We start from the raw sequence: 22173 nt of genomic DNA, 5'->3' as shown, positions 1-22173 counted from the left end.
AAACATCGGCTGCAGAATTATACTATGCAGCCGACACACATAAACAAATGTAACCAAAAACAGGAACAGTTTATATATTTTTTGAAATTTTAAGTTTAGCGTTAATTATTACCCTCTGAAGGATAGTAGGCTTTGATAAAATCATCTAGATATTCAGCGCCAATGGATAGTGGTGTATCGTAATCCAGCAAATAAAACTGTCGCATTGCGCGTGAAAATTTCATAACTCTGTGGATATTGACGACGTAACTACGATGCGCTTGGATAAATATATTGCAGGGCAATACGGATAGCAATTCTCGGAGTGTCGTACGGGCTCTTATCTTTCGCTTATCTGATAAATGGAAACAGACATAATTTTTGTCACTTTTAACCAAGCCGACCTCTGCAAAGACGATTTTTGCATCAAATCCCTCCCTTACATCTTTCACAAACATAAAATCTTTCACGGAGATTTCCGAATGGGCAGCTTTCCACATTACCCGGTTTATCGCCTCTGCCAAACGGGCATAATCGACAGGTTTTGGAATGCAATCGTCTACTTGTATTCCAAAAGCATCCATGGCACGCTCCGCATATGCTGTTACCAAAATCACCGCTGGGCGGGGCTGAATAGATTTGACTAAGGAAATGCCGTCGAACCCATCCATAACAATGTCTGAAATCAAAAGGTCTACGGGATTGTTGCGCATATATTGGAGTGCACGGATACTATCCGTCTCAGTTCCAACAACGATCACACGACTATCCGTTTGCAAATAGCTGTATAATACACGTAGCATGACGGGATCGTCATCCAAAAGAAACACACGTAATCTAGCGCTAGGCTGATCCATGTTCACTTTGTTTAATTGTTAATTCCACAAAGAAATACCCTAAACGCTTGCCATAGCGCAAGCTATATCGCTGTTGTGCTAAAAGATCTAAACGCTCTTGAACACTGGACAACCCAATACCACTACTGCGCCTAAACCGTCGTTTACCTTCAAATTTGTTGATGGCAACGAATGTAAACATATCGTCTTGACAGTCTATTTTTATTTTGATGGAACGCCTGCTCCCCTTAACGGAAGCATACTTTAAGACATTATCCATGAAACTCAATAATAAAACAGGTGGTACTTTATGCCCTTCCACCGTTCCTTTTTTCACATATTCCACCACATCATTACTCCCGTACTGGAGTCGGATGACATCGATCAGACTTTCTACTTGATTGATTTCCTCCCGCAAACTTATCATCGAAAGTCGAGCCTGGGTTTTCTCATAGCTATAACGCTGAACACTTCCCAGTCTACCCAATGATCGTGCAAATTCCCAATTTCCTTTCAGCGCAAGCTGGTTTGCTATTGCCGAGAGGACATTGTATTGAAAATGACCATCCAATACAAAGCGCAGTTGTTGCTCTTTTAGCTCACTATTCTCGCTTTTCTGTTGCTTGAGAATAGCGATGGATCGAATTCCCCATATAATTAACCTAAATAAAAAAACATGTCCTAGCAATTTACAATACTCCACAATTAATGTAGAAAAAAGATCACCCCACGTTAGTCTGTAATCACTGTTATAGAATACAATGTCGTATAGCGGAAATAACTTATAAATCATCAAATAAGTTATGCTTACCAATGTCGGGTAAAATAAGAGCAGTATCAAAAAGCAAAATTTCCAAGCACGTCGCGTTGCGCAGTATCCGAGAATAAACCAAACAGTATAAAAAAGTGGAATGTAGAGCAAAAGGAAACTCGCGGCTGCGAGGTATGTATTCCCTTCAAATTCGCTTGTTTGATTACGTGAAGCTGTTAACCAATAGTAGGCAATCCACCCTAAAAGATGGATGAGGACATGAAAAGGAACTTTAAGTTCAGTAATTTTCTTCATCGCGGTTGAATATGGTAGTGCTTCTACCGCTAAAATTACTAAAAAAATTTAATTCTTCATCTGTCTTGTTAAACGTTTCCATTTACGCATACACAAAAAAGACAATTTTCCGATCTCCTGACAGGTATATCGAGGGCTGATCATCATATAATACCGAGTTCCGACACGGCAGGGCCAGTATGACTGATATCGTCTCCTTTTGTTGCTCCATTCCCGTCTTCCAGGCATCGTATGGACATATAACCATCCCTCCCACATCTCAGGTTTAGGGGAAATAACTTCCTGTAAATGTCCATATAGCGTCCGAAATACCCGCGATGTATAGTGTTCCAGCGGTTCTTCGCTATCTGGAGAGATAGTGGGATAGCTGTGATACAATGTTTCGTTCTCATCGTCCAAAGAGGAAAGGATAGGATAAATCGGAATATTCCGTTTATGGGATAGTACAGCGAGGCCTTTACGTACAAGAAGATTACAATTGAAAAATGGCACTTCCTCGTTATCTGATTCATCCTTAGTAGGTGCAGCGCCATGATTTCCATCCATATAAACTACGATATGGTAGCCGTCCCGCAACGCTACCAACATCTTTATGAGACAGTTACCTGCATCCGCATCAATCAGTTGTAATGCGCCAACGTCTTCCATTTTCGCATGTTGTGCGAATAGATATTCGCCCTGTTCGGCTAAAATCTCACTAGACATAACCACCGCCACGTTTGCCCCCTGCATGTACATCACACGACTAAGTTGACGATACGAACCGGTATGGAAGGTGGCAACAATACCGGGTCGATTCTTTATCTCATGGATGTATGACGTCAGACCAGCTAAAACTTCTTGTTTGACCGGCAGTACTTCCGATAACTGATCATCTGAGGCACGATACCTAGACGCCACTAATCGGTGATAAATATCAGGATAACTGACCGTATCTATCTGTGGGCAGAATCTATACAGATTAGCGGCAAATAAGGCGTAAAGCCAAGATGTTGCCACATCGTTCTCGCTTGCAGTGTTTCTTTCCAAATAATCCATTATCATACAAGTTCTTATTGAAATATCCGAAATTTAGAATCCAAAAAAAGAAAGCCTGCCCTCCGCTATGCCAAGCCAGGCTTTCTATCTCTAATTTAGATTGTTCTGAAAAAACATTTGGGTTCTTTCCTAGAGGAAGCTTCAAGATCCCAAAATGCCACCATCGTAGGTAAAGCTACCTGTGTGCGACGCACTGTAAGCCCTTTTGCTTTGCGTAACCATACTTTTAAAATCTTCATGTTTTTCAAATTAAAGTGTTAATTATTAAGATTTCATAGTGGTCAGTTCCCTTGGCCATACCCCGTCCGGATCGGAGCTCCATGAAATACACCAAAAAATTAAGTAAATCTTTTGAAGATAAAGACATATAGGGATAATGTTGATAATTTTAGTGATGAAAGTATGAAAGAATGCGATAAAATAATTTATACCTGTAAAAAAGTCTTTAGTCACTAATTTGAGAACATTTACCCCAATAGATTTTGTTAGGCTCCCCCTGAGGAGTTTTTTTTGATATCACAGATATTTTCACCCCAAAATATTAGCCATACAACCCCAAAAATCTATCTTCTCCAGTTTTATTTGGTGGTAAAAATGTAAATATGCAATTTGGCTTTACTATAAAAAGAACGCCATTCAGTATGTTTCTGATGCCAAGACAAATAAAAGACTGAATTATGATTGCGGAGGCATCTTATAGAAACATCGCATGAGGAAGCAAAAAAAGTCAAGGTGTCGTTATGGGCGTGGCACACCTGACTGCTTCCTTTTCATTTTACGAATTACGAATCGTAATCGCTTCGAGACATATACTACCCCTGTAAGTTTATTTCTCCCAAATTTGGAACATCTTTTAAGTCAAACGGAGTTGCTTGGTAAACATAGTAATTCAACCAATTATTGAACAATAAGTTCGCATGGCTTGTCCAGCGCACCAACGGGGGATTATTAGGATTATTATCTACATAATAGTCCAGTGGCATCACAATATTTAGTCCCTTTTCCAAATCCCTTTTATATTCATCATCTAATGTGAGCGGAGCATATTCAGAATGGCCGGTAAAATAGAACTCGCGTCCTCCTCTGGAAGAGAGAATAGCAAGACCAGCGTCGCCTGATTCAGACAAAATAGAAACTTCTTGTTTATCTGCTACCGATGTTTTCAAAATAGTGGTGTGACGACTGTGTGGAATAAAAAATTCATCATCAAATCCCCTGAAAAGTGGATGACGTTTCTCCATAACCGTATGTTTGAACACACCGAACAATTTTTTTTCTAATGGGGATTTCTCGACACCGTAGAAATGATAGAGTGCTGCTTGAGAGGCCCAACAGATATACAAAGTGGAGGTAACATGGGTTTTCGCCCAATCAAATATGCTCTTGATCTCCTCCCAATAGGATACGGCCTCAAAATCCATCATCTCAACAGGTGCTCCGGTGATGATCATTCCATCATAAAAATCATCACGCACTTCATTGAATCCCTTGTAAAACATCTCCAAATGTTCCTCGGGCGTGTTTTTTGAAATATGGGTATCCAGACGCACAAATTCTATTTCGACTTGTAACGGGTTATTGGATAACAGCCTTATGAAATCAGTTTCTGTCGTTATTTTAAGTGGCATCAGATTAAGAATAAGGACACGTAAAGGGCGAATGTCCTGTGCGGCCGCCCTTAAATCGCTCATCACAAATATATTCTCTTTCTCCAAAAGTTGAATAGCTGGAAGATTATCTGGTATCTTGACTGGCATACTATTTCCCTCGCTTAAGTTGATCTAAAAACTGACTGCAAAAATATAAAGAATTAATCGGAAGAAAAAACATCCGATCGTAAACACCTTTCAAACTCTCTGGAGGAATTATACGTCCGCATACGCACACCTTTTGTTCATATCCGAACAATCTAAAAAACAAATAGAACCACAAACAGCTCATAATGAACCATTTTATTTTTTGGCAATACGATTGGATAGTACGAACAAAAAGATATGAACAAAAAAATAATCACGATAATCGGTAAAAATTTCACCGAACATTATACCGGCTTTACCGAGAAATATCAAATACTGGTCTAATTAGCATTTCGCTTTATGCAGTATGAAACTACTTTTGAGTCATCACAACAGATAAAAAGACAAATGATAAAAAAATAAATATTAACAACATTAAAAACTTACTACAATGAAAACGACAATCGCAACCATCGCAACAGCATTTATCATGATGATATCATTCAGTTCTTTTGCGGCAGAAAAAGTTAACCCGTTGAAAGATCTTAATTCCATGAATATCATCGCTACTTATCTAGAGGCTGCCACTGCCGGCAGTATCGAATTCAATAAGTTTCTGTTTTCGGAAGATTTTGAGTACCGAAACACAGCCAACAATGTATGTTACAATAAAAAAAAGTACACTAATTTTTTAAAGGCAAACAAAGGTTTGAAATTCAATTGTGAAACGACTTACGAAATGCTGGATGAAAGTGGCAAAGCATGCGTCGCCAAAGCCATTATGAAATTCGACAACTTTACACGCGTAGATTATATTACGCTAAACCACAGCCAAGACGGGTGGAAAGTAAGTAAAGTGGTAACGACTTACCCATAGGAACCGGGTATTTGTTTCAATGTTTAGTTTAGTGAAAAGCCTACGAAATGTAGGCTTTTTTATCCATTTTAAAACGGAGCATCGTCAGGCATATCGTTCATTCGCGAAGGCATCGTAATACCTCCGCCGCCGAAACCTGCGGCTCCGCCAAATGCATCAGATGGGTTCATTGCAGAAAAGTTATCCGCTCCACCTCCAAAAGAATCCGCACCTCCAAAATCCTCTTCCAAATCCACGAACTTAACGTATTTACCGATAAAGCGTAACGGCACAATACCTGTTTCACCATTCCGGTGCTTCGCGATAATCACCTCACCTACACCAGCCGTCGGACGCCCTTCTTCGTCTTCGGTAAGCCCATAATATTCTGGTCGATAAAGGAACAATACCATATCGGCATCTTGCTCAATAGACCCAGACTCCCGCAAATCAGATAGCATTGGTCGTTTACTATTTCCCGGCCGGGATTCCACAGCACGACTCAATTGGGAAAGAGCCAATACGGGAATATTCAGCTCTTTCGCGACGGATTTCAATGCACGCGAAATACTACCTATCTCCTGCTCTCGGTTTCCACCACCTTTGCCCTCACTCTTTCCATGCATTAATTGCAAATAATCCACAATAACCATTTGAATATCGTGTTGCGCTTTCAAACGACGACATTTTGCCCGAAACTCAAAAACATTTAATGCAGGCGTATCATCAATGATAAGGGGTGCTTCCGTTAGTCTCCCTATCCGCGAATGTAATTGCTGCCATTCGTGGTCAGCCAAATTTCCTTTTTTTAATTTTTCTTGTTCAATTTCCGTTTCTCCGGCTATCAAACGATTAACCAGCTGTACAGATGACATCTCGAGCGAAAATACGGCCACCGGACGTTGATGGTCTACCGCAGCATTTCGTGCGACCGATAATACAAAGGCCGTTTTCCCCATCGCAGGACGTGCCGCAATAATAACCAAGTCAGACGGCTGCCAGCCAGACGTCATACGGTCTAACGCGGTCAGTCCAGAAGGAATACCCGTCAATCCATCTGTACGGTCACGAAGCGCCTCCAAATTCGTAATTGCTTCGCGCATAATATCGTCCATCTTCCGCGAATCACGGCGCAAATTATTCTGTGCGATATCAAACAGTGATTTCTCGGCATGATCCAATAAATCAAATATATCCGTCGTTTCGTCGTAAGAGTTATTTATAATTTCTGTCGATACCTTAATAAGCTCCCGTTGGATGTATTTTTGGGAAATAATACGCGCGTGATATTCTATATTCGCAGCGGAAACAACCCTATCCGTTAGTTGGGTAATATAATAAGCTCCTCCCACCATTTCCAACGCGCCCATTTTTCTGAGCTCAGCGGTTACCGTCAACAAGTCAATAGGCGATGTGTGTTGAAACAAATTAAAAATGGCCTCGTATATCTTTTGATGTGCTTCTTTATAGAATGAATCTGGTTTAAGAATGTCGATTACCTCGCTAAGTGCATTCTTCTCTAGCATCAAAGCCCCCAGAACAGCTTCTTCCAAATCTAAAGCCTGTGGAGGTAATTTACCCAATCCACTGACTAAATTATTAAGGCTAGTTCGTTTCTTAGCAAAATTAGTTCTGCCCCCCGCATTGTTCGAAAATTCATTCTCTATCGCCATTCCAAAAAATTTCTTCTGTTTATTGTTAGTGCTGATCGTAACGAATAACAAAAATATAAAAAATAAACAGGAACAATCCAACTATTTGTACACACCCCGAAGTGCTGCAAAAAAGATCAGTTATAACTCCTTTACGGATACGGGTTTTCATACACACGTTTTCCACACATCTTGTTAATAACGTGTGGAAATCAAAAAAAGTCTCTTTTAGACCAATAGGTTGTACGAATGTTAATAAATCTAGACGGTGTTGAAAACTGTTATAACAGCTATTACTTATTATATGAAAAATGGTGTCCTAACCTATCGAGATTAAAAACGGTTCTAGCAGGATAAAATTCAATATCGTATCTTTGCTTTATGGCAAATGATACCCGCACGATAAAACCTTACAAAACAGAGGAAGGTGGAAAGAAAGAACAGGTAGCGAATATGTTCAACAACATATCTAAAACATATGATATGTTGAACAGGATGATGACCATGGGGATCGACACGATTTGGCGTAAAAAAGCGATTCGTTCGTTACATAGCATCCATCCACAGCTTATTTTGGATGTGGCGACGGGTACCGGCGATTTTGCTTTGGAGTCCATCCGGATACTGAATCCTAAAAAGATTATCGGCGTGGATATTTCTGCGGGTATGCTCGACGTGGCTCGTGAAAAGATTGAGAAAAAAGGGCTACAGGAGCAGTTTGAAGTACAGCTTGGCGATTCAGAAAAACTGCAATTCGATGATCATACATTTGATGCAGTTACGGTGGCTTTCGGCGTGCGTAACTTTGAAAATCTAGAACAGGGTCTTGCTGATATTCGGCGTGTATTAAAACCGGGTGGTAAGGCTGTCATCTTGGAATTATCCAATCCGACCACATTTCCCATAAAACAATTGTATCATTTTCATTTTCATAGGTTGACACCGGCATTGGGTAAACTGATATCCAAAGATTCGAGCGCTTATTCTTATCTTCCGGAATCTGTGGCAAATTTTCCGGACGGCGAGCAGTTTGCTGCTATTACACGGAAAGTAGGTTTCAGGGAAACAAAAGTAAGACCCCAAACGTTCGGGTTCTGCACCATCTACGAATGCACGAAATGATAATTTCAACAACAATGAGAACAGTACTTATAACAGGAGCAAGTTCAGGAATTGGCGAAGCTTGTGCAGAGGTTCTGGCAAGTGAATTGAAATACAGGTTGTTGCTTTGCGCTCGTCGTTTGGAAAGATTGGAAGAATTGAAGAAGAAAATTCAATCTGCCTATCCCACTTGCGAAGTGTTTTGCTTTCAACTTGATGTACGTAATAACAAAGACATAGAAACGACATGGGGCAATCTTCCAGCGGAATGGCGAAACATTGATATCTTGATAAACAATGCCGGGCTTAGCCAGGGGCTGGAGCCTATACAAAATGGGAATATAGGCGATTGGGACAGGATGATAGACACGAATATCAAGGGATTACTCTATGTTACTAAACATACCATCCCATTGATGGAGCAAAGTAAAGCACCGCATATTATCAATCTAGGCTCTATTGCTGGAAAGGATGTCTATCCTAACGGAAATGTCTATTGCGCGACCAAGCATGCCGTGGATGCATTGACAAAAGCTATGCGGATCGATTTGCTGGAAAAAGGTATTAAAGTAACTTCTATCGATCCGGGGATGGTCGAAACGGAGTTTTCGGAAGTCCGTTTCAAAGGTGATAATGAACGTGCGAAAAGTGTATACCGTGGATTGACTCCACTCTCTGGGAAAGATATAGCAGAGATTATCGCATTTGTACTTTCAAGACCGGCTCACGTCAACATCAATGATCTTTTGGTTATGCCCACCGCACAGGCTAACGGAACGGTTATTGTTCGAGGTTCATAAAATCCCGTCAAAATTTATAATTCATCATTTATAATTCATAAAACATGTCATTAGAGCAAAAAATCAACCAGGATATTAAAGCGGCCATGATTGCCAAGGACAACGCTAAATTACGTGGCTTACGCGCCATCAAAGCGGCTATATTATTAGCAAAAACAGAAAAGACCCAAGTGGAAGAGCTTAGTGAAGATGCAGAAATTAAGGTGTTACAAAAACTGGCGAAACAACGTAAGGAATCGGGAGATATCTACAAAAACCAGAATCGAGACGACTTGTATCAAATCGAGATAGAAGAACTGCAAGTCATCGAGGAATACCTACCTAAACAATTGGACAGAACTGCTATTGAAGAAGTTGTCAAAGGTATTATAGCGGAGGTTGGAGCAACATCCATCAAAGAAATGGGCAAGGTAATGGGTGCCGCAAACCAGAAACTTGCTGGACAAGCAGATGGAAGGACTGTATCGGAGGTAGTAAAAGGGTTGTTAAGCTAATAGCTTAACCTTTTACCCTCACTCCTTTATCTTTATCTCGCTCGTATGTGTTCATATGTCGCTCTTTTTTGGCCGGATAAATGTCTTCCAAAGTAATCATGATGCCCGTTTCTTCTACCTCTCCAAATTCATCATTCAATGCGGTACCGAACGTACGCATGGTAGGAGATAAATTCATATAGGTATTAATAAGCGGTGGGATATTTTCACCTAGTTCCCGAATTTTCGTATTGAGCAACTTGTATCCTTCTTTATAGGCCAAATCATCAAACAGACCAACAAATGGCGTAATATCTGTTTTATATTTTAAGTGGAGTTGTTCAAAAGGAACGACTAACTGATCTTTGTCTGGAAAATAATATTCCATAAAATAAATCAACAGATCGCGCGCGGTTTCATTGTAATGCGGATACATGGTCACTTTTCCGAACAAATACTTCACATCGGGATTAATGACAACCAATGCACCTAAACCATCCCACAAGTTATCCAAAGAAAATAGTCCTTTTCTGTTATCTATAGATGGTTGAAACCGAGGTTGTACCCAAGAGCGCCCAAGTTCCAGCGTATAAGGCAAAAACTCTTTTTTAAATTTATCCGAAAAATGGAAGTAATGTGCAGTAGAGAGATGAAGATTCCCCTCCTTATCCATTGCATCCAAACATTTAATAACGCGGTATCCCGCAATGATTTCCTCCTCTTCTGGATTCCACGCGATAAGTTGGTCGTAGTTATGTTCGCATGTATCGTTCTCGTCAATATCGAGCGGCAGCCCTGTACCACCTCCTGCTCCGCGAAAAGTGACCTCCCGTAGGCGGCCGATTTCACGCATAATATGGGGAGCTGTATGATAGTTGATTAAATAAACCTCATTATTTCCATTATTGGTATAGCGCACGAAAGCATCTTCTGTCAATTCCGCTTTAATTAACGCTCTATCTACCGGTGGTATAATCTCCTGCATATATTATTTTTTGTCTCCCATTCTGTATACTATCTCTCTCACATGATGAGCCCATTCGCGTTCGCTCTTCGATCGGTCAAATTCCTGATAAGAAATTCGTTTTCCTACACGAATGGTTACCGTATGGTTTCGTTGTGAAAACATCTCGTCCGGCAAATATAACATCTCTATGTTTACTTTTAATCCTAATTTTTGTCTTAGTCTAGCTAAATTATAGAAAAAATTAGAATTTTTACCATCAATGTACACAGGTACAACGTCTCTTTTATATTTTTTTGCTTTTGAAATAAAGCTCTTCTTCCACTCTAGATCCGCAATCTTTCCCCGTATTTTTCGTGAAACCAGACCTGCAGGGAATACCAATAATGCATTATCGGATGCATAAGCCTGGTCGATTGCCATAATTCCGCTCTTTGCCTGCCCTCCTACTTTGTTGACTGGCACAAAAAGAGGTTCCAAATTCCGTATATTCATCAGTATGTCATTCACCAAAAACTTGACATCACGCCGATGTCGGCCTATTGCCTGCATGATGGCAATGCCATCCAATCCTCCCAAGGGATGGTTAGAAGCAAATATGACACTGTCTTCGATGGGAATATTCTCTGCTCCCTCCAAAACTACTTCTACGCCCAAATCGTCTATCAAGGCATTAACGAAATCCAATCCGTATAAATCCCGGAATCTGGTCATAATATCGTTAATCTCGTCTTCATGGAGGACACGCTCCAGATACCTTATCAAGGGGCCGGGAATCCATTTGGCCACCTTCGGACTTTTCTTTCGAATTACTTCACGAACCTGAATAAACTTTACCTGCTCTTCTTCTCTGGCCATTTGCTTTTTAATAAGTTCCGTGTTTCCATAATTATTGGTGTAAAAATAATAAATTTAAATTTTAATGATGTAAAAAGTTATTTACATGAATAGTATACGGAATAAAGGTAATATTGTTAATTTAGCATATAATTAAACGGGGAAATAGAAAACGGTTTAAGGTTTTCTTTGTTTAATTTTTAAAACAGCTCATCATGTATATAGGTGAAATTCTAGCTAAGAACTATTTTAACGTCCAATCCGACGATAGCATTGCGTTCGCATTAGATAAAATGAATGAGCTCCATACGACACAACTTCCTATTGTTGACGGACGGGACTTACTGGGAATCCTGACAGAAGACCATTTGCTTTCCGCACATGATGAAACACAAACGGTAAGTAGCTTAATGGTGTCGTTGCGTTTTGTATATCTATACGAATATCAGCATATCTACGATGCACTCCAATATATGGACGCGCATCAATTGGACATTCTGCCCGTTTTGGATAAAGAAAATGGTTATATCGGTGTTGTCACAACGATCGACCTATTATCCGCCATTAACGAGACGCTGGGTAATAAAGATCCCGGGGCCATCATTGTACTGGAATTGGGAAAAAATGACGTATCGTTTTCGCATATCGCCCATATCTTTGAATCAGAAAATGTGCGCATACTCAATACAGCTGTCCGTGATATTCCAGATACCACCAAAATAGAAATGACCATCAAGGTCGACAAACAAAATATTTCAACTGTGATCGCTTCTTTATGGCGTTTTGATTATGTTGTCAAAGCTACATTCAACGATGGTAGTCAAGACTCCGACATCAAAGAACGCTATGATATCTTAATGAATTACCTAAATTTATAAAACTCACCTTAATTTTAGCATCTTTGCGTAAGTTTTGGTAAAACCGCTTTTTATGCAACAAAAATCCATCGCTATATATGGCAGGGCTTTCAATTCGTCCGTTGTTCCTCATGTCGAACAATTGTTCTCCTATTTGAAAGAAAAAGATATCACCATTTATATTTATTCTGATTTCTACGATTTTTTAAAAAAACAATTGGACTGTCCGGATACTTTTCTCCGTTATTATAACCATCGCGATCTTCCACAAGATATTTTGTTTTTATTGAGTCTCGGTGGCGATGGCACGATGCTATCCGCGGTATCACAGGTTCGGGATTCGGGTATTCCAATTGCTGGAATTAATTTTGGACGCCTCGGTTTTTTGGCTTCTATCCACAAGACAAAGATAATCCAGGCACTCGATGATATTTTTGCAGAACGTTACACATTGCAAGCCCGGGATTTGCTAGCGGTAAGTAGTGATCAACAACGGATTTTTGGAGAGGCCAATTTTGCATTGAATGACATCACGGTTTTCCGCCATGATACGTCGTCTATGATCACGATCAATGTCGCCCTTAATGGAGAACTTTTAAACTCTTATTGGGCCGATGGTATTATCATCGCCACACCTACTGGATCTACGGCGTATTCCCTAAGTTGCGGTGGTCCCATTATCATGCCAGGAAGTGGGAATTTCGTGATCACACCTGTTGCCCCCCATAATTTGAATGTACGACCGATTGTGATCTCGGCAGACAGTGAGTTGGAACTGGAGATTGAAAGTAGAACCGATAAATATATCCTCAGTTGTGACTCTCAAAATGAAACGGTAGATACGACAACCAAGCTACGCATTAAGCGCGCCCCTTTCCGCGTAAATCTCATCCGTTTATCATCGGATAGTTTTTTCAGTACATTACGTGAAAAGTTGCTGTGGGGATTGGACGTCAGAAACTATTAACAACATATTTTAACACAATTTAATGCATCCTTATTGTTCTAAAACGCCTATCTTTACACCATAAAATCCCATATAGGGAAGTCTGAGAAAAAATGAGTTTCAAACAACAGATAAATCCGAAAGCGTTACCACAGCACGTAGCTATTATCATGGATGGCAACGGAAGATGGGCTAAAGGCTTTGGAAAGTTACGTATCTTTGGTCATCAGAATGGTGTAACCGCCGTTCGGGAAGCACTGGAAGGATGTATAGAGATTGGCGTACCGTATTTAACGCTTTATGCTTTCTCATCTGAAAACTGGAATAGGCCGAAGATAGAAATCAATGCATTGATGGAGCTCCTGGTTGATACGTTAGCAAAAGAAACCAAAACTTTTATAGAAAATGATATCCGTTTAAACGCTATCGGGAATATCGAGGATTTGCCTAAAAACTGCCAAACAAAATTGGAAGACACCATCGCACTAACAAAAAATAACAACAAGTGTGTACTGACGCTCGCATTGAGTTATGGCGCCCGAACGGAAATTATTGATGCGACTAAATCTATCGCTAAACAAGTGGCAGAAGGGAAGTTGAAAGTAGACGATATTGACGAAAAAATATTCTGCAACAATCTGTACACCGTTGGTATACCCGATCCCGATCTTATGATCAGAACAAGCGGTGAGCAACGGATCAGCAATTATCTTCTTTATCAAATGGCGTATACAGAATTTTGTTTTTTACAGAAAATGTGGCCTGAATTTACACGGGAGGATCTCTTCGAAGCAATTTACAATTATCAGCAAAGGGAAAGAAGGTTTGGTAAAACAAGCGAACAGCTATAATATTATATTTATTACCTTTGCACCATCAAATTAGAGCCTAATTTAAAAGGCTGGTTATTAATTATTTCTTTTAACAAAAATTAACAAGAGATTGGTGTACTTTAGCACCGAGAAAATAGAATAAATGAAGCGCTTACTATATTTAATAACATTTACACTAGTTTTCGGAGGGCAATCCTTATTCGCTCAAATCCAAGGAAACAACCCGATTAACCTGAACGACCCTGATGACATCAGCTATTTGGACCCTAAAAATTACATTATCGGCGGCGTACGTGTTTCCGGTACAGAGTATCTGGATAATGATGTATTGATTACCATTTCTAAGCTTGTAGTGGGTCAATATATCGAAATCCCAAGTGAAGAAACGGCAAATGTTATTAAAACCTTAATGGCGCAGAACTTATTCGACGATGTACAGTTATATGCGGAGAGGTTTGAGGGAGATAATGTTTATCTGGAAATCCGTGTTCGGGAACGTCCGCGTCTTACACGTATTGAGATTGATGGTCTGAAAAAGGGAGAGAAAGAGGAAATACAAAAACGCTTGAACACCAGTTCAGGTAGGATTGTCAACGAGAACCTCCTGAAAACAACCCGTTCCACCATCCAGAAGTTTCTTCGGGAAAAGTCGTTCCTTTATCCGGAAATAGAAATTACCACAAAAAAGGACAGTGCAGAAGCAAACAATGAAATTGTCATTGCCAATGTAACCAAGAACAAAAAAATAAAAGTTCACCGTGTATATTTTGATGGAAACAAAGATTTTTCAGATCGTCAGTTACGTAAATATTTAAAAGGGGTGAAACCGCGACGTTGGTATCGTATTTTTGGACCGGGTAAATTTAAAGACGACAAATACAAAGAGGCAAAAGAAAATTTGGTTGCCAAGATGCAAGACAAAGGGTATCGGGATGCCCAAATTCTTGTTGACAGTATTTCCCGGTATGATAACAACGAGGTGGATGTGCATATCAACCTTCACGAAGGCCCTCGTTACTATATGGGGAATATTCAATGGTCTGGAAACTCCAAATATACCGACTCTGTTTTGAACCTGTTGCTGGGAATCGAAAAAGGAGATGTGTATAGCGAAGAAAAATTAACGACGAAGCTACAAGGACCTACCCGGAACAGTGATGACATTAGTTCATTGTATCAAAACGATGGTTACCTTACTTTCGGTGTACAACCCATTATTAAACGTATTTATAACGACACGGTGGATGTGGAAATTGTGATAAGTGAGGGGAAACAATTCACGATTAACAATGTCATCGTCAAGGGAAATGATGTAACCAATGATCGTGTTGTATTACGATCTATCTATTCTAAGCCTGGACAAAAATACTCACGCGAGCTGATTATGCGTAGTATCCGTGAAATCTCCCAATTGGGTATGTTTGATGAACAGAAGATCCAACCTGACATTCCGCAATCGTCTATGAACTACGAAGAGGGAACAACGGATATTGTATTCAACGTTGCTGAAAAGCCATCCGATCAGGTAGAGCTTTCGGGAGGGTACGGTGCCGGACAAGTAATTGGTACATTGGGATTAACATTCAATAACTTCTCCACGAGCAATTTCTTTAAGAAAGATGCATGGAAACCGCTGCCTCGTGGAGATGGACAAAAGTTGAGCGTCCGTGGTCAGACATCGGGGAAAAGGTACCAATCGTATAGTTTCTCTTTCTCTGAACCCTGGCTAGGTGGTAAGAAACCGATTTATTTCGGTTTAAGTGCGTATACCTCCAGTTCGGCTATGTTCGGCTTTGATCCCTGGACCGGTAGACAGGTGGTTGCAGATTCGGACCTCAGTCGTATCTGGATGACCGGGGTAACGGCTACATTGGGTAAGCGCCTGCAATGGCCTGATAACTATTTTCAAGTAAACACGTCGCTGTCTTTCCAACGTTATAAATTGCAGAATTACGCTGGTTACTTTTTATTTGACAATGGTACTTCCTACAACATGAACATCACACAGGAAATCAGCCGAAATTCGGTGGATGCACCTATCTATCCGACTTCGGGTTCCCATTTCAAATTTTCTGTACAATTGACGCCTCCGTATTCTGCTTGGAATAATATTGACTATCAAAATGATCCTAACGAGGTAAAATATAAATGGACAGAGTATCACAAATGGAAATTTGATAGCCAATGGTATACGCGCATCGTCGGAAAATTGGTATTAAAAAGCCAAGCACAATTTGGTTATTTAGGGAATTACACCAACAAAACAGAGACCTCTACTTTCGAACGATTTAAGCTTGGTGGTGATGGTATGATGGGTTTTGACTTCCTTCAGGGCTCCGAAATTATTGCCATGCGAGGTTATGCGAATGGTACTATTATCCCCGAATCAACCGGCTCACAAAACAATGGTACGGGTAGAGCCATCAACTCCGGTAGCCCTATTTATGCAAAATATCAGTTAGAGCTTCGCCACCCAGTCATGCTGAACGAGCAAGCGACCGTATTTGTTCTTGCTTTTGCGGAGGCCGGTAATACCTGGAATAAATTCAGCGAGGTCAACCCGCTTAAAATGCGTCGCTCGGCCGGAATAGGTGCACGTATTTTCTTACCTATTTTTGGTATGTTGGGTATCGATTACGGCCACGCCTTCGATCCGATTCCAGGGTTACAATCTAGCCAATGGAAACAGAATTTCACATTCAGCATATTGCAAAATATGGGAGGCTTTTAAACTTTTTGGAACTATAATTGTCCTAAAATTTAGAGAAATAAGTAGCTATTGGGATACACGTTACGTTTGAATAGAAAATATTTCAACAATAGCATAATATAGAAGAGCAAAGGAATGCTCATAAAATTTAAAAGTATATGAAAAAGGTAATATTTGTCATCAGTTTGATTGTAGCTTCAGTAACCCTAGCTTCCGCTCAGCGTTTGGCTTATGTAGATTCTGAATATATTTTAAAACATATCCCGGAATATACTGCGGCACAAAAACAATTGGATGATCTCTCCACGAAATGGCAAACGGAAGTAGATAACCAATATGAGGAGATTGAAAAGCTGTATCAAGCCTATCAAAATGATCAGGTATTGTTAAATGAAGATATGCGTCGTCGTAGAGAAGACGAAATCGTCAATAAAGAAAAACAAGTAAAAGATTTTCAACGTCAAAAATTTGGCTTCGAAGGTGATCTTTACAAAGAGAGAATCCGTTTAGTCCAGCCCATCCAAGATCGTGTTTCAAACGCAATACAGGAAATAGCAAAAAGTGACAGTTTGGATTTGATATTGGATAAAGGTAGTGAGGTAGCCATTTTATTTGCAAACCCCAGTTTGGACAAAAGTAATGACATCATTACAAAATTAGGTTTAAAACCGAATCCGAGCTTGGCGAATTGATTTTTTTATTATACTTGTGCAACAAATTGCAATTAATTATTAACGTTATATTTTATAAAACAAAAAATGTATTGGTTGATAAAAGAGAACCAAACAAAATGATTAAAATGAGAAGAATGAAAAATTTATTTAGAAGTGTAGCTTTAGTAGCGGTGGTATTTTTGGGCGTACAGCATGTGAGCGCTCAACAGAAGATTGGTCATATCAATGCTGATGAAATTTTTCAGTTAACTCCTGAATTTAAGACGGCTAATGATCAGTTGAGAACACTAAACGATACAAAGACGCAAGAATTACAGGGCATGTATGCGGAGTTTCAAAAGAAACAAACTGAGGCTAACGAAAAGTACAGAAGCCGAAGTGAAGCAAACAAAGAAACCATTGATGCAGAACTTCAGACGTTGGGACAGGAACTTCAAGACATTGAGCAACGTATACAGGATGTACAGCGTGTAGCACAAGAAGATTTACAGAAGAAGCAACAAGAGCTTTTAACTCCTATCCAAACAAAAGTAATGAACGCCATCAATTCTGTAGCGAAAGAAAAAGGATATGCTTATGTACTTGATACTTCAGCTGGAAACGTAGTTTACTTCCAAGGTGGAGACGACATATCGATGGATGTACGTACAAAATTAGGTATTAGCCCAGATGCTAAGCCCGTGACGCCAGCTGTGCCTACAGAAGGGCAACCTCAACAGTAATAATAAGAGCGTATAAAGTATAAACAAAAAAAGGAGCCTAATAGGCTCCTTTTTAAGTATCTAACAAATTGATAACGGGTTAAAAACTTTATTTTACGGTATCAACTACGGCTTTAAAAGCATCAGGATTGTTCATGGCTAAATCAGCCAACACCTTACGGTTTAGACCGATGTTTTTAGCATTTAACTTACCGATCAACTGTGAATAAGAAATCCCATGTTGACGTGCACCTGCATTGATACGCTGAATCCATAAAGCTCTGAACTCGCGTTTCTTGGTTTTACGGTCGCGGTAAGCGTACTGTAAACCTTTTTCTACTGTATTTTTAGCAATAGTATAAACTTTGCTTCTTGATCCGAAATAGCCTTTGGCCATTTTCAAGATTCTTTTTCTTCTTCTTCTCGAAGCTACTGCGTTAACCGAACGTGGCATATTATTTTAAATTTAGTTTGGTATGAGGTGTTACGTTTTGCAGCAATCTTACGACCTAATACCCGGTTAAAAAATTATTTGTTTAAATGGGAGATAAAACTTATTTACCGATGCCAAGCATACGTTTCACGTTGCCCATATCCGCATCAGAGACATAACTTGTTTGTGTCAAGTTACGTTTTTGTTTTGTTTCCTTCTTCGTCAAGATATGGCTTTTATAAGCACTCTTTCTTGCAATCTTACCTGTTCCAGTCAATTTAAAGCGTTTTTTCGCGCTGGAATTGGTTTTTACTTTTGGCATAATGAATTAAATTTTATATCAACCTGTTAGATTCTCGTATTTTATTTTTTTGGAGCAGCTTTTGGAGCAAGCGTTAAAAACATCCGCTTCCCTTCTAGTTTAGGCAACAACTCTACCTTTCCGTAATCCTCCAATGCCTGAGCAAAGCGCAACAATAAAATCTCTCCTTGTTCTTTAAAAACGATAGCACGTCCTTTAAAGTGCACATATGCGCGGACCTTCTCTCCGTTTTCTAAAAACTTTATAGCGTGTTTCAGCTTAAACTCAAAATCATGATCGCTGGTGTTTGGTCCAAAACGGATCTCCTTTACAACGGTCTGTTTAGCATTCGATTTAATCTCCTTCTGCTTCTTCTTCTGCTCGTATACAAACTTACTATAATCAATGACCCTACAAACAGGAGGATTGGCATTTGGCGAAATTTCCACTAAGTCAAGTTCCAGTTCGTCTGCCATTTCTAAAGCTTTACGAGTAGGATAAATGCCTTGTTCAACATTATCACCCACCAAACGCACCTCTGGTACTCTGATGAATTCATTAATGCGATGTTCTGGTTCTTTCTTTCTCATTGGCGGTCTAAAACCACCTGATCTTTTTAATGCCAAATGTTTAAATATTAAACGGTTATTTCTTTAATTAATAATTCCTTAAATGCCTGTGGGCTCATCGAGCCTAAATCTACAGACCCGTGTTTACGAACAGAAACTGTGCCATGTTCGACCTCTTTCTCCCCTACAATCAACATATAAGGGATTTTTTTCAATTCCGCATCACGAATCTTACGACCAACTTTCTCATCACGGAAGTCAATCAGTCCGCAAATATCGGAATTATTTAGCGAATTTAAAAGAGTTTTTGCAGTTTCTTCGTATTTTTCGGATACAGGCAAAATTATAAATTGCTCTGGCGCAAGCCATAACGGAAATTGGCCGCCACAGTGTTCTATAAGTACCGCAACAAATCGTTCCAATGAACCAAACGGCGCACGGTGTATCATAACAGGACGGTGTTTTTGGTTGTCACTTCCAGTATACTCCAGCTCAAAACGCTCCGGCAGGTTATAATCTACCTGAATGGTTCCCAACTGCCATTTACGGCCCAACGCATCCTTCACCATGAAATCTAATTTAGGCCCATAGAATGCAGCTTCCCCATATTCTATAACAGTACGAAGTCCTTTCTCTGCAGCAGCTTCAATAATAGCCGCTTCCGCAAGATCCCAATTTTCATCCGTACCAATATATTTTGTTTTATTCTCTGGATCACGCAACGAAACCTGCGCAGTATAGTCATCAAACCCTAACGCTCCGAAGACGTATAACACGAGGTCAATAACTTTCTTAAATTCCTCCTTAACTTGATCTGGACGGCAGAACAAATGTGCATCATCTTGTGTAAACCCACGTACCCGTGTCAATCCGTGCAGTTCTCCCGATTGTTCATAGCGATAAACTGTGCCAAATTCAGCATAGCGTACCGGTAGGTCTTTATACGAACGAGGTTTTGTTTTGTAAATCTCACAGTGATGCGGACAGTTCATCGGTTTCAGATAGAACTCTTCTCCTTCAACTGGGGTATGGATAGGTTGAAATGCATCTGCTCCATATTTTTCATAATGCCCCGAAGTGATATACAATTGTTTGTGACCGATATGTGGTGTCACCACCGGTTCATAACCGGCTTTTATCTGTGCTCTTTGCAAGAAATCTTGCAATTTCTGGCGCAAAGCAGTGCCTTTAGGCAACCAAAGTGGTAAGCCTGCTCCCACTTTTTCCGAAAAGGCAAACAGCTCTAATTCTTTTCCAAGCTTACGGTGGTCACGTTTCTTCGCTTCCTCAATAAATTTTAAATATTCTGTTAACTCAGATGCTTTTGGAAAACTTACACCATAAATACGGGTCAGTTGCTTGCGTGTTTCGTCCCCCCGCCAATATGCTCCGGCTACGTTTGTCAATTTAATGGCCTTGATAACGCCCGTGTGGGGAATATGTGGTCCACGGCAGAGATCCGTAAAATCACCCTGTGTATAGAAGGTAATCTTGCCATCTTCCAAGTCCTTAATTAAATCCAGTTTGTATTCGTCTCCTTTTTCGGTAAAATACGCTAAGGCCTCTGCTTTCGAAACAGATTTACGTTCAAACGTTTCCTTTTGCTTCGCCAATTCCAACATCTTGTCTTCAATCTGCTTGAAGTCATCTGAAGAAAATTCACGGTCACCAAAATCCACATCGTAATAGAATCCGGTCTCAATTGCCGGTCCTATACCAAATTTTATCCCCGGATACAACGCCTCCAATGCCTCCGCCAATAAATGGGCAGACGAATGCCAAAAGGTAGATTTCCCTTTATCGTCGTTCCATGTCAATAATTTAACAGATGCATCCTCTTCAATCGCTCGGGATGCATCCCATACTTCACCGTTTACTTCGGCACCTAACACGTTTCTGGCTAAACCTTCAGAAATCGACAGGGCTATCTGCATGGCAGTAGTCCCTTTTTCATACTGACGAACAGATCCGTCAGGTAATGTAATGTTAATCATCTACGAATATGATTTTAATTTTTTAATAAATTGAAATTTAACTACTTCCAGACCGCCAGCATACTACGCTGTAAATTATCTGTAGCGTTTCGAACGCAAAGATATTCAATATATACAAGAAACGGAAGCCGCACAGGTACATTCCCACGTCGTTTTTTTTTCGTATCTTTGCCCTCTCAAAAGGAAAAGCAATGTCAAATCAAGTTCCGGAAGACGGCACACTGCTTCCACTTATGGAAGAATTTTACACGATACAGGGCGAAGGATATCATACCGGAAAGGCAGCATACTTCATTCGTTTAGGAGGGTGTGATGTGGGATGTCATTGGTGTGATGTAAAAGAAAGCTGGGACGCTGAACTGCATCCGCTCACGTCAGCACACGCGATTATAGAAAACGCAAAAAAATTCCCAGCAAAAACCGTTGTTATAACAGGTGGAGAACCCTTACTCTATAATTTAGATTACCTCACAAAAGGCTTAAAAGAAGCGGGCATACAGACATTTATAGAAACATCAGGCGCTTATCCGTTATCTGGTTATTGGGATTGGATATGTCTATCTCCTAAAAAATTCAAAGGTCCACGTCCGGATGTATTAAATGCCGCTGGCGAACTAAAGGTCATTGTTTTTAATAAAAGTGATTTTCAATGGGCGGAAGAGCACGCGAGGTTCGTCGGCAAAAACTGTAAGCTATATTTACAACCCGAATGGTCTAAAAGTGCAGAAATGACACCGTTGATTATCGAATACGTTAAAAATAACCCACAATGGGAAATTTCTCTCCAAACACATAAGTACTTAAATATACCGTAAAC

22 protein-coding genes are annotated in these 22173 nt (G+C 40.0%); 11 read left to right on the top strand and 11 right to left on the bottom strand.

The window, feature by feature from the left end; translation table 11 throughout:
* Window positions 1-101: 101 nt before the first annotated feature.
* From FXV77_RS15205 to metA, 4 genes are all read right to left on the bottom strand, one after another.
* A complete protein-coding gene (locus tag FXV77_RS15205; RefSeq protein WP_148920088.1) occupies window positions 102-836 on the bottom strand; it encodes a LytR/AlgR family response regulator transcription factor in 735 nt (244 codons plus the stop codon).
* Window positions 823-1881 carry a histidine kinase gene (locus tag FXV77_RS15200; RefSeq protein WP_148920087.1) on the bottom strand — a complete coding sequence of 353 codons (1059 nt, stop codon included), beginning with the start codon at window positions 1879-1881 and terminating at the stop codon, window positions 823-825. The genes FXV77_RS15205 and FXV77_RS15200 overlap by 14 nt, the downstream gene beginning before the upstream one ends.
* Window positions 1882-1929: 48 nt before the next feature.
* Window positions 1930-2919, bottom strand: coding sequence for a lysophospholipid acyltransferase family protein (locus FXV77_RS15195; protein WP_148920086.1), 990 nt, complete (start codon window positions 2917-2919; stop codon window positions 1930-1932).
* An 812-nt stretch (window positions 2920-3731) separates the two neighbouring features.
* Complete coding sequence (gene metA / locus FXV77_RS15190) at window positions 3732-4676, bottom strand: homoserine O-acetyltransferase MetA (protein ID WP_148920085.1); 945 nt, start codon at window positions 4674-4676, stop codon at window positions 3732-3734.
* Between the two features lie 430 nt (window positions 4677-5106).
* On the opposite strand from metA, the gene FXV77_RS15185 reads away from it, so the two are divergent.
* A complete protein-coding gene (locus FXV77_RS15185; RefSeq protein ID WP_148920084.1) occupies window positions 5107-5532 on the top strand; it encodes a hypothetical protein in 426 nt (141 codons plus the stop codon).
* A 68-nt stretch (window positions 5533-5600) separates the two neighbouring features.
* Here FXV77_RS15185 and dnaB read toward each other — a convergent pair whose 3' ends face one another.
* A complete protein-coding gene (gene dnaB, locus FXV77_RS15180; protein WP_148920083.1) occupies window positions 5601-7184 on the bottom strand; it encodes a replicative DNA helicase in 1584 nt (527 codons plus the stop codon).
* 360 nt (window positions 7185-7544) lie between these two features.
* Here dnaB and ubiE point away from each other — a divergent pair, with 360 nt between their 5' ends.
* Genes ubiE through FXV77_RS15165 form a run of 3 tightly spaced genes read left to right on the top strand, consistent with a single transcriptional unit; the run spans window position 7545 to window position 9558 of the window.
* Window positions 7545-8285 (top strand): bifunctional demethylmenaquinone methyltransferase/2-methoxy-6-polyprenyl-1,4-benzoquinol methylase UbiE, encoded by a 741-nt coding sequence (gene ubiE, locus FXV77_RS15175; RefSeq protein WP_148920082.1) that lies wholly within the window; start codon window positions 7545-7547, stop codon window positions 8283-8285.
* 14 nt (window positions 8286-8299) lie between these two features.
* The gene (locus FXV77_RS15170; protein ID WP_148920081.1) at window positions 8300-9064 is read left to right on the top strand and encodes an SDR family NAD(P)-dependent oxidoreductase; all 765 of its coding nucleotides are present in this window, start codon (window positions 8300-8302) and stop codon (window positions 9062-9064) included.
* 44 nt (window positions 9065-9108) lie between these two features.
* Window positions 9109-9558, top strand: coding sequence for a GatB/YqeY domain-containing protein (locus tag FXV77_RS15165; protein WP_148920080.1), 450 nt, complete (start codon window positions 9109-9111; stop codon window positions 9556-9558).
* Window positions 9559-9562: 4 nt separating this feature from the next.
* Here FXV77_RS15165 and FXV77_RS15160 read toward each other — a convergent pair whose 3' ends face one another.
* Both FXV77_RS15160 and FXV77_RS15155 read right to left on the bottom strand, forming a co-directional pair.
* Complete coding sequence (locus FXV77_RS15160; RefSeq protein WP_148920079.1) at window positions 9563-10522, bottom strand: GNAT family N-acetyltransferase; 960 nt, start codon at window positions 10520-10522, stop codon at window positions 9563-9565.
* A gap of 3 nt (window positions 10523-10525) precedes the next feature.
* Window positions 10526-11359 (bottom strand): 1-acyl-sn-glycerol-3-phosphate acyltransferase, encoded by an 834-nt coding sequence (locus FXV77_RS15155; RefSeq protein ID WP_148920078.1) that lies wholly within the window; start codon window positions 11357-11359, stop codon window positions 10526-10528.
* 194 nt (window positions 11360-11553) lie between these two features.
* On the opposite strand from FXV77_RS15155, the gene FXV77_RS15150 reads away from it, so the two are divergent.
* The 6 genes from FXV77_RS15150 to FXV77_RS15125 all read left to right on the top strand — a co-directional run bounded on the left by FXV77_RS15150 (window position 11554) and on the right by FXV77_RS15125 (window position 18080).
* Window positions 11554-12216, top strand: a complete 663-nt coding sequence (locus tag FXV77_RS15150) for a CBS domain-containing protein (RefSeq protein WP_148920077.1) — start codon at window positions 11554-11556, stop codon at window positions 12214-12216.
* Between the two features lie 52 nt (window positions 12217-12268).
* Window positions 12269-13162, top strand: coding sequence for an NAD kinase (locus FXV77_RS15145; protein WP_148920076.1), 894 nt, complete (start codon window positions 12269-12271; stop codon window positions 13160-13162).
* A 92-nt stretch (window positions 13163-13254) separates the two neighbouring features.
* Complete coding sequence (locus FXV77_RS15140) at window positions 13255-13992, top strand: isoprenyl transferase (RefSeq protein WP_148920075.1); 738 nt, start codon at window positions 13255-13257, stop codon at window positions 13990-13992.
* Window positions 13993-14116: 124 nt separating this feature from the next.
* Entirely contained in the window at window positions 14117-16705 is a 2589-nt protein-coding gene (bamA, locus tag FXV77_RS15135; RefSeq protein ID WP_148920074.1) for an outer membrane protein assembly factor BamA, read from the top strand.
* A 137-nt stretch (window positions 16706-16842) separates the two neighbouring features.
* Window positions 16843-17376, top strand: a complete 534-nt coding sequence (locus FXV77_RS15130) for an OmpH family outer membrane protein (protein ID WP_148920073.1) — start codon at window positions 16843-16845, stop codon at window positions 17374-17376.
* A 116-nt stretch (window positions 17377-17492) separates the two neighbouring features.
* Window positions 17493-18080: an OmpH family outer membrane protein gene (locus FXV77_RS15125; protein WP_148920072.1), complete on the top strand. Its 588-nt coding sequence runs from the start codon at window positions 17493-17495 to the stop codon at window positions 18078-18080.
* A gap of 88 nt (window positions 18081-18168) precedes the next feature.
* Here the strand turns inward: FXV77_RS15125 and rplT are convergent, their stop codons facing one another.
* From rplT to thrS, 4 genes are all read right to left on the bottom strand, one after another.
* Complete coding sequence (gene rplT, locus FXV77_RS15120; RefSeq protein WP_148920071.1) at window positions 18169-18513, bottom strand: 50S ribosomal protein L20; 345 nt, start codon at window positions 18511-18513, stop codon at window positions 18169-18171.
* 100 nt (window positions 18514-18613) lie between these two features.
* Window positions 18614-18814, bottom strand: a complete 201-nt coding sequence (rpmI, locus tag FXV77_RS15115) for a 50S ribosomal protein L35 (RefSeq protein ID WP_105715938.1) — start codon at window positions 18812-18814, stop codon at window positions 18614-18616.
* 41 nt (window positions 18815-18855) lie between these two features.
* Complete coding sequence (gene infC / locus FXV77_RS15110) at window positions 18856-19383, bottom strand: translation initiation factor IF-3 (RefSeq protein WP_394344150.1); 528 nt, start codon at window positions 19381-19383, stop codon at window positions 18856-18858.
* Between the two features lie 47 nt (window positions 19384-19430).
* A complete protein-coding gene (thrS, locus tag FXV77_RS15105) occupies window positions 19431-21356 on the bottom strand; it encodes a threonine--tRNA ligase (protein ID WP_148920069.1) in 1926 nt (641 codons plus the stop codon).
* 191 nt (window positions 21357-21547) lie between these two features.
* Here thrS and FXV77_RS15100 point away from each other — a divergent pair, with 191 nt between their 5' ends.
* Window positions 21548-22171 (top strand): 7-carboxy-7-deazaguanine synthase QueE, encoded by a 624-nt coding sequence (locus FXV77_RS15100; RefSeq protein WP_148920068.1) that lies wholly within the window; start codon window positions 21548-21550, stop codon window positions 22169-22171.
* Window positions 22172-22173: the final 2 nt, after the last annotated feature.

The sequence above is a fragment of the Sphingobacterium phlebotomi genome, from assembly GCF_008180195.1.
Taxonomy (GTDB): domain Bacteria; phylum Bacteroidota; class Bacteroidia; order Sphingobacteriales; family Sphingobacteriaceae; genus Sphingobacterium; species Sphingobacterium phlebotomi.
The sequence above is the reverse complement of the archived record's forward strand: the minus strand, read 5'-3'. Positions and strand labels throughout refer to the sequence as shown.

Bases quoted from the DNA above. Each gene is read 5' to 3' on its own strand.
- FXV77_RS15205 (WP_148920088.1), bottom strand. From the start codon at position 836: ATGGATCAGCCTAGCGCTAGATTACGTGTGTTTCTTTTGGATGACGAT.
- FXV77_RS15150 (WP_148920077.1), top strand. From the start codon at position 11,554: ATGTATATAGGTGAAATTCTAGCTAAGAACTATTTTAACGTCCAATCC.
- bamA (WP_148920074.1), top strand. From the start codon at position 14,117: ATGAAGCGCTTACTATATTTAATAACATTTACACTAGTTTTCGGAGGG.
- FXV77_RS15195 (WP_148920086.1), bottom strand. From the start codon at position 2,919: ATGGATTATTTGGAAAGAAACACTGCAAGCGAGAACGATGTGGCAACA.
- ubiE (WP_148920082.1), top strand. From the start codon at position 7,545: ATGGCAAATGATACCCGCACGATAAAACCTTACAAAACAGAGGAAGGT.
- infC (WP_394344150.1), bottom strand. From the start codon at position 19,383: ATGAGAAAGAAAGAACCAGAACATCGCATTAATGAATTCATCAGAGTA.
- FXV77_RS15170 (WP_148920081.1), top strand. From the start codon at position 8,300: ATGAGAACAGTACTTATAACAGGAGCAAGTTCAGGAATTGGCGAAGCT.
- FXV77_RS15165 (WP_148920080.1), top strand. From the start codon at position 9,109: ATGTCATTAGAGCAAAAAATCAACCAGGATATTAAAGCGGCCATGATT.
- FXV77_RS15100 (WP_148920068.1), top strand. From the start codon at position 21,548: ATGTCAAATCAAGTTCCGGAAGACGGCACACTGCTTCCACTTATGGAA.
- FXV77_RS15125 (WP_148920072.1), top strand. From the start codon at position 17,493: ATGAAAAATTTATTTAGAAGTGTAGCTTTAGTAGCGGTGGTATTTTTG.
- rplT (WP_148920071.1), bottom strand. From the start codon at position 18,513: ATGCCACGTTCGGTTAACGCAGTAGCTTCGAGAAGAAGAAGAAAAAGA.
- FXV77_RS15200 (WP_148920087.1), bottom strand. From the start codon at position 1,881: ATGAAGAAAATTACTGAACTTAAAGTTCCTTTTCATGTCCTCATCCAT.
- FXV77_RS15145 (WP_148920076.1), top strand. From the start codon at position 12,269: ATGCAACAAAAATCCATCGCTATATATGGCAGGGCTTTCAATTCGTCC.
- FXV77_RS15155 (WP_148920078.1), bottom strand. From the start codon at position 11,359: ATGGCCAGAGAAGAAGAGCAGGTAAAGTTTATTCAGGTTCGTGAAGTA.
- FXV77_RS15185 (WP_148920084.1), top strand. From the start codon at position 5,107: ATGAAAACGACAATCGCAACCATCGCAACAGCATTTATCATGATGATA.
- FXV77_RS15130 (WP_148920073.1), top strand. From the start codon at position 16,843: ATGAAAAAGGTAATATTTGTCATCAGTTTGATTGTAGCTTCAGTAACC.
- metA (WP_148920085.1), bottom strand. From the start codon at position 4,676: ATGCCAGTCAAGATACCAGATAATCTTCCAGCTATTCAACTTTTGGAG.
- thrS (WP_148920069.1), bottom strand. From the start codon at position 21,356: ATGATTAACATTACATTACCTGACGGATCTGTTCGTCAGTATGAAAAA.
- FXV77_RS15140 (WP_148920075.1), top strand. From the start codon at position 13,255: ATGAGTTTCAAACAACAGATAAATCCGAAAGCGTTACCACAGCACGTA.
- dnaB (WP_148920083.1), bottom strand. From the start codon at position 7,184: ATGGCGATAGAGAATGAATTTTCGAACAATGCGGGGGGCAGAACTAAT.
- FXV77_RS15160 (WP_148920079.1), bottom strand. From the start codon at position 10,522: ATGCAGGAGATTATACCACCGGTAGATAGAGCGTTAATTAAAGCGGAA.
- rpmI (WP_105715938.1), bottom strand. From the start codon at position 18,814: ATGCCAAAAGTAAAAACCAATTCCAGCGCGAAAAAACGCTTTAAATTG.